The organism is Paraburkholderia sediminicola (genome assembly GCF_046027825.1).
In the GTDB taxonomy this organism is placed as follows: domain Bacteria; phylum Pseudomonadota; class Gammaproteobacteria; order Burkholderiales; family Burkholderiaceae; genus Paraburkholderia; species Paraburkholderia sediminicola_D.
Map to the genome: position 1 here is coordinate 25,420 of NZ_JAQQDU010000093.1, position 6,793 is coordinate 32,212.

A 6,793-nucleotide genomic window follows, 5' to 3' on the forward strand; every position below is an offset into this window, starting at 1 on the left:
GCCCGCCTACCGACGGATCAATGTGTTTTGGACTGTTCATAGGAGCCCTCCTAAAAACGATGCAGATTCTTACGTGAAAGACAGCGGAGCGTGTGCTCCAATCTCGCCGCTTCGCACGAGCGAAGCAGCTGCGGCAATGTCAGGTGCAAAGTAGCGGTCCGAGTCGTAGTACGCCACTTCCCGGCGGATTGTAAGCACCCGGTGAAGGCACCGCAGATGTCTATCAGGCAGTAGCGGGTGCCCAGCGATGTGGTAGCAACTGGGCGATGTCGTCGGCCCGGTGGGTGGGTAACCGTGTGAGAACGTCTTTCAGGTAGACATACGGATCGTGGCCGTTGAGCTGCGCCGAGCGGATCAGGCTCATGATCGCGGCGGCACGTTGGCCGGCGCGCAATGAGCCCGCGAATAACCAGTTCGACCTTCCGAGGGCCCACGGACGGATCTGGTTTTCCAGCCAGTTGTTGTCGATGGGCACATGCCCGTCGACCAGATAGCGTGTGAGCGCCTCCCATCGCCTGAGGCTGTAGTCGAGAGCTTTGGCAATCGCCGATCCCTCGGAGACCAGTTTGCGCTGGCCCATCATCCAGTCGTGCAATGAGTCAGCAATCGGTCGGGCGCGCTCCTGGCGAACCTCACGTCTTCGATCGGGCTTGAGTTCGGCAACATCGCGCTCAACGTCGTAAAGCGCCCCGAAGTATTTCAGCGCCTGTTCGGCTACCTGGCTCTTGTGGTTGGCGTGCAGTTCGAAGAACTTGCGCCTTGCATGGGCAGCACATCCGATTTCGGTGATGCCCAGCTCGAATCCGGCTTTGTAGGCGCTGTAGTCGTCACATACCAGCTTGCCACGCCAGTCGCCGAGGAACGTCCGGGCATGTTCGCCGGCACGACTATCGGCAAAGTCGTAAACCACTGCGCGCACGGCGGCGAACTGCGTGGTGGCGTATGCCCAGACGTACGCGCGCTGGGTCTTTCCTTTACCGGGAACGAGCATTTGCACCGGCGTCTCGTCGGCGTGCAGCACGTCATGCTGCACAAGCACGTCGCGAAGCGCATCGACCAGCGGCTGCAGGCGTACGCCGCAAACACCGACCCACTCGCCCAGCGTCGATTGCGCAATCGCCAGACCCGCGCGCTCGAAGATGCGCTCCTGACGGTACAGGGGTAAGTGATCACCGTACTTGGCAACCAGCACCTGCGCCAGCAATCCCGCGGTGGGAATGCCCTTGTCGATCACATGAGGTGGAACAGGGGCCTGAATCAGCGTTTCGCACGCCTTGCACGCCCACTTGCCGCGGATGTGACGCTCGACCGTGAACACGCCCGGCGTATAGTCCAGCTTCTCGCTGATGTCCTCGCCGATACGCACACGCTGGCAACCGCATGAGCAGGTGATGTCGTCGGGTTCGTGGTGAATGTCGGTGCGCGGTAATTGCGGCGGCAAAGGCGCGCGTCTGGGCTTCTGACGCTGCCTGTCCGGCGCCTTCTCCGGCTGCAACTGCTCGAGCTCGATTTCGAGCGCGGCCAGATCGGCGTCGATAGCCTCGTTGAGCAGACTCATCTGCTCAACGTCCAGCTGCTCGCTGCGCTTGCCGAATTGCAGGCGCCTGAGCGAGGCAATCTCGTGGGTGAGCTGGTCAATGCGCGTCTGACGGTAGCGTAGCTCCCGGTCCTTCTCGCCAACCTGAGCCATCAGCTGCGCAGCCAGCGTGCGCAGTTCGTCCGGGCTCATCGTGTCGAGGTTGGCGGGCAGGTTCATGCAGCCAGTCTGCCAGAACCGAACCCACCATGGGAGCAAGCCAGTATACGGCTTGGGGGGTATTACACGACGGTGATCGCGTGATCGTGCGTGAGCGTCTGCCAGGGTAGCCCCGTCACCAGCGCACGCAATTGTTCGGGATTCAGAGCGGTGGCGATCGCCTGGTCTGCGTTTGTCCAGATGAATCGCCCCTTGTTCAGGCGACGCGCGGCCAGCCAGATGCCGAACCCGTCGTACACCAGCACCTTCATGCGCGTCGAGTGCCTGTTGGCAAACAGGTAGGCGTGATGTGGCCGTGCCGCGCCGAACACTTTGACGACACGCGCCAGAATCGTATCGATGCCCGCGCGCATATCGATGGGCTCAGTCGCCAGCCAGATCGCGTCGATGCGGATCATCGCAGCCACCCTTGCAACCAGGCGGCGCAATCGGCTGCAGCGCAAAGCGGCCAGCGCACCGTGACGGTCGCCGCCCCTCGGCGCACCTCGATCTGAATCTCCGTCGAAGCGGGCATCATGCCCGGCGCTTCCAGTTGCAGTGGAACAAACGCCGCCGGCGGTACGCTCAACGACGGAGGTGCCTCACGGGCGACGTCCTGTTCCTCATGTGCAGCCACCCATCGGCGCAACAAATTCGCATTCAACTGGTAATGCAGCGCGACCGCGGCGATCGACACGTTCGGCTGCATCGCCGCACGGATCACCTTCTCCTTGAACTCCTTGCTGTGGCGACGGCGGCGCCGTGTCGGCTGTACCACCTCAGAACCGGCTTCATTCTCGTTCATAGCGTACACGTGTCCATTAAAGAATTGGTGGACACGATCGTCGCTTCCCTAACACGCTGGTTCAAGGCGACATTGCCGGGCGCTTACGGCGGATTGCGCGCATCACCAGTTGCAGACTCGGGCTTGTCTCATGGGGGGAACGCAGTTCTACGCCTTGTGCCGCTGCGAGCAGTTCAATCGCAAGAATATTGGCGACAGTCTCGGCAATGTCTGCCAGCCTGCGGGCAGCGAACGTACCGATGTGGCGACTCAGGACTGGTGCGCGATATCGGCCGTTGGCCGTTATAGCTTCGGATGCGCTCCAGAAAGTTCAAAGTTAAGCGAACCAAACTTCAGATAGTTCAAACTTAAGTGAACCGCGGGTTCAGAGTTGGCTGAGCAGCGCGCCCCGGAAGCCTTATCAAAGCGGCATGACCAGTTCAAAGTTGAATGAATCTCGACACCAGTTGTTGTCGAGATTCGCTTAACTTTGAACTTTGTTCACTCAAGTTTGAACGCCTGAGCTGCGCGCGGCCGCCATCAAGAGACGAAATATCACGCAAAAACAATGACTTATAGTTTCACCCAAGTGCTCTACCGTGTCGCCTGAGCAGTGCGACTGCGCGGCCCGTCTGACAACATCTCTTTACAAGTCCTGGCGACTCACGCCAAATCCAGGGGAAAACCCCTCCCCGCTCGCAATCGTCAGTCGCGTTCGGGCAGATCGAAAACATGATCCAACCCTCTGCCCTCTATCTCCCTCCCCGTGTAGCGGCTCTCGGTTCAGTTACTCAATCAATCTCATCACCAGGCGGGCGATAACAACGGCGTAAAGGTAGTCGCTGTACTTGCATCACTGCTTCAAAGGATTCCCGGCATCACGTTTCCCCGTTAGGCTCGCGCAATGTGACCGCCTTGAAGCAACACTCCGTGAAGCCGTTGTCGACTGGCGGCTCTATCCGGCCGTGCTGGCGTTGCAAGCCATGCATGGCGTCCAGTTCATCACCGCCGTGGGCATGCTCTCCGAATAGGGGGACTTCTCGCGCTTCGAGCACCCGCGCCAGCTGATGGCCTGCCCGGCCGTGACGCCGTCAGAACACTCTTCGAGTGACCGGCGCCGTCAGGGAAGCATTACGAAGACCGGCATCAGCTACGCCCGAAAGCCGCTTGTCGAGGCGGCCTGGAGCTACCGGTACCCGGCGCGCGTGAGTCCGGATATCCAGCGCCGGCACGAAGGCATCCCCAAACCCATCATTGATCGCGCACGGGACGCACAGCTCCGACTGTGCCGGCGATCTCGCAAGCTGGCAGCCCGCGGCAAGAACATGAACATCGCGGTGGTCGCCGTGTCCCGCGAGCTCACGGGGTTCATCTGGGACAAAAGCCGACTGGCAATGTCCCTTGCCATACCGGGCCACGCACAGGCAGCGTAGCCGATAACCCTGTCAGTCACTGACGAACAGCAAACGGAAGGAGTTTCCTGAAGCCGGCGTAGCCCGGCACCCGCGTAACCCGCGTTGGACTATGCAACGGATGTCATCCGATTTGCGGCATTAGATGGCCGCAAGCGCATTGGGCGGACCTCTGTAATGCAGTAACCAGCCCGCGGATATCAGATCCACGGTCGAGACTTACAGTTACGCCGCCCTCAGGAAATTCAGCCACTTATGAAAAACCGAAAACCGATCTCCAATGACACGGAAAGTCATATCAGTCCATCGAGGTCAAGCGGACAGTCATTTGACCGGTTGCAACCCATCAAGGCATCGGCATCAGCGATACCCTTCATTTGCTTCCAGCCGATTGCGGCCACCGCGGGCGTCTCTCCCCGTTTCGCAAAGAGGAACTTTCAAGCAAACGATGAACCGCAATGGCGGTCCATCGCTAAAGCAAAAAGCCAGCTGGAAGGCGCTTTCGAAATATCTGCTGACAGATTAAAGCGCATTTCTGTTCGGACAGTGCGCCAACGAACTATGCTGTAGGCCAAAGCGTGAACCACGTCACAATGCGCGCCACGTGTCCGGATAAGGGGCAAGGTTGTCCGATTTCGAGCCAATGTAGCGCCTATAACCAACCTTGAGCATCTGGTAACGACGTCGTTAACGTTCATCTTTGTAATCGAGTTGCACTATCTCTATGCGGCTTTGGCTCAAGGTTACTGGCGGGAGCGTTGCAGCATCAAGGAAAGCACACACTGAATAAAAGTCTACGAGAGGGTTGCCGAACTCGCCTCGGAGTTCCCCCAAGCAGGTCTGATGTACATCGCCAATTGAGAAGCGGATATCGCGGCGCCAATGCGGCGCAATCAGGTACTCAGAGCGCCAACTGACTGGCTGATCCGCCCAACGCATAACCGCAGTCTGGACGGCGGTGAAACGCTTTGGCGGAAGCTATCGAAGTCTGAATGTATGGGGCGAAATCCAGTTCGGCATGGTAGCCCACGAAGGACAGAGGGTCAGTGGCGTGGAAGAGCCGTTGCGTATGCTGAGCGTGACGTTGCCAGGTGCAGTGAGCGACCTATGGGTGATTGCCCCCGCTGGCCGGCGCGAGACAGATCGTACGGGGGGGCTGCTCACAAAATCGCATACCGACCAGACTCGACGATCTGAGACGTTGATACGACTGGTGCCGGGCTAAATGGGAAATCGCGATGTTCTTCAACGTGTTGAAGAATGGATGCTGCGTCGAGCGTTGTAACTGTGGGCCGTTCTTTCGCCAGCTTGAATGCCAATATGCCGCCATGCGACATTTCTCGCGGAAAATTAGCAACGCATCATAAAAGGCAAAAATAATGGGAAAAGATAAACGTAAATTATTTTTTATTCAATATCTCAGAGCAATTGCAGCCGTAATGGTTGTTTTTCATCATGCTCGGAACCCACAGCCGTGGTTATTCAATCCATTAAAAAATTACGAATCACTTGCGTGGGGAGTTGATATTTTTTTCGTAATTAGTGGATTTGTCATGTATATTGCAGCAAAAAATGAAATTCCATCTGAATTCTTAAAAAATCGGATAATTAGAATTGTCCCGATGTATTGGTTTTGGACATTTGCATTGGTGGCGATATCCACAAAATTCCAGCCATGGTCAATGCAGCCATATCAAATTACCCATCTGGTCAAATCTTTACTCTTCATCCCTCATTACAGCCCTGTTTTCGAAGGTCAGATTTGGCCATATCTAATCCCTGGATGGACATTAAACTATGAAATGTTTTTTTATGCTATTTTTTTCACCGGGCTAATATTAAACAGAGTTATAGTGACAACCACTTCGATAATCCTGATTCTTATTTTTTCGGGGTTTGCAATTGAGTCAAAAGACGCATTACTCAAAACGTACACCGATCCCATTATTTTTGAATTTCTCGGCGGCATTTTAATTGCCCATTTTTACGAGAAGAAAAGAATCCAAAAATACGCGAGCATACTGGCTCCAATTGGTTTTTCGGTCTTGCTAACCCTACCATTTTTTTCAGTCAAAACATGCTGATTTATGGAGAAATCGCAAGTAGCATCGCAATCGTCCTGGGACTCGCTTCTATTTCTGACACTATAAAATTTCACCGCGCTTTCAGCCTCATCGGCGACGCAAGTTATTCAATTTATCTTAGTCACATTGTAATTTCACTTCGCATCGCCGAGGCAATATATCGGCACGCCCCAATAACTGGCTGGTGGCAATTTATTGGCTGGATATTCACCTCTCTTTCGATCAGCCTGGCAATTGGCGTGACCGCTTATCTGCTCATTGAAAAGCCGGCTTTAAGGTGGATTAAAAAAACCGGAATTTCAGTTACTCATTTCTCCAGAGGAAATTCCACATGAGCACCCCGGATCTGTTCGCGCAACGGATGCCGGAAGAAATCTTATTCAGGCATAGGCGTCTTCGCACCCATCTGTACCGCAGGGCTGTGATCGGCAGCACGCACCCCACAAGAGACAGTCGACATTCCGGTTAGCGGACTTTCGTTTGACTGAAAGCGTGATCGCGCGTCGACGGTCTTGTCATGGGCGGCCCTCGGCAGCGACAACGTTCATGCCTTTTCTTTAGTTCGATTGCATTCGTACTCGTCACTTCTCTTCGCTGATGGCACGCGCGCTCGTCGCAACGACAACCGGTTTTGGATACTCATCCAGATCGTCGCGCCACGCGCGCGGGCCCACCACTATGCGCCTGATCCGTGATGGGGTGCGTGTGCTGATGAGCTCTCTGCTGGACAGCGAGCGCTATCCGGCGGCTGCCTTCGGTGCGCTCTATCATCGCCGCC

5 protein-coding genes and 2 pseudogenes are annotated in these 6,793 nt (G+C 56.0%); 3 read left to right on the forward strand and 4 right to left on the reverse strand.

Annotation, left to right across the window (positions count from 1 at the left end; all coding sequences use genetic code 11):
• Positions 1 to 223 precede the first annotated feature (223 nt).
• The 4 genes and pseudogenes from tnpC to PQQ96_RS33925 form a co-directional block, all read right to left on the reverse strand.
• Positions 224 to 1,756 carry an IS66 family transposase gene (tnpC, locus tag PQQ96_RS33910; RefSeq protein WP_408300611.1) on the reverse strand — a complete coding sequence of 511 codons (1,533 nt, stop codon included), beginning with the start codon at positions 1,754 to 1,756 and terminating at the stop codon, positions 224 to 226.
• 62 nt (positions 1,757 to 1,818) lie between these two features.
• Complete coding sequence (tnpB, locus tag PQQ96_RS33915; protein WP_408300613.1) at positions 1,819 to 2,154, reverse strand: IS66 family insertion sequence element accessory protein TnpB; 336 nt, start codon at positions 2,152 to 2,154, stop codon at positions 1,819 to 1,821.
• The gene (gene tnpA, locus PQQ96_RS33920; RefSeq protein WP_408300615.1) at positions 2,151 to 2,540 is read right to left on the reverse strand and encodes an IS66-like element accessory protein TnpA; all 390 of its coding nucleotides are present in this window, start codon (positions 2,538 to 2,540) and stop codon (positions 2,151 to 2,153) included. The genes tnpB and tnpA overlap by 4 nt, the downstream gene beginning before the upstream one ends.
• 88 nt (positions 2,541 to 2,628) lie before the next feature.
• A pseudogene (locus tag PQQ96_RS33925) lies at positions 2,629 to 2,781 on the reverse strand (aromatic amino acid lyase); the annotation flags it as partial.
• A 631-nt stretch (positions 2,782 to 3,412) separates the two neighbouring features.
• Here PQQ96_RS33925 and PQQ96_RS33930 point away from each other — a divergent pair.
• The 3 genes and pseudogenes from PQQ96_RS33930 to PQQ96_RS33940 form a co-directional block, all read left to right on the forward strand.
• Positions 3,413 to 3,952 (forward strand): annotated as a pseudogene (locus PQQ96_RS33930) (transposase); the annotation flags it as partial.
• 1,358 nt (positions 3,953 to 5,310) lie between these two features.
• Positions 5,311 to 6,015, forward strand: coding sequence for an acyltransferase family protein (locus PQQ96_RS33935; RefSeq protein WP_408300616.1), 705 nt, complete (start codon positions 5,311 to 5,313; stop codon positions 6,013 to 6,015).
• Positions 6,009 to 6,350, forward strand: a complete 342-nt coding sequence (locus PQQ96_RS33940; protein ID WP_408300618.1) for a hypothetical protein — start codon at positions 6,009 to 6,011, stop codon at positions 6,348 to 6,350. The genes PQQ96_RS33935 and PQQ96_RS33940 overlap by 7 nt, the downstream gene beginning before the upstream one ends.
• The last annotated feature ends 443 nt before the right edge of the window (positions 6,351 to 6,793 follow it).

Excerpts from the sequence above, each read along its gene's own strand:
- tnpC (WP_408300611.1), bottom strand. The coding sequence starts at position 1,756 with ATGAACCTGCCCGCCAACCTCGACACGATGAGCCCGGACGAACTGCGC.
- tnpB (WP_408300613.1), bottom strand. The coding sequence starts at position 2,154 with ATGATCCGCATCGACGCGATCTGGCTGGCGACTGAGCCCATCGATATG.
- tnpA (WP_408300615.1), bottom strand. The coding sequence starts at position 2,540 with ATGAACGAGAATGAAGCCGGTTCTGAGGTGGTACAGCCGACACGGCGC.
- PQQ96_RS33935 (WP_408300616.1), top strand. The coding sequence starts at position 5,311 with ATGGGAAAAGATAAACGTAAATTATTTTTTATTCAATATCTCAGAGCA.
- PQQ96_RS33940 (WP_408300618.1), top strand. The coding sequence starts at position 6,009 with ATGCTGATTTATGGAGAAATCGCAAGTAGCATCGCAATCGTCCTGGGA.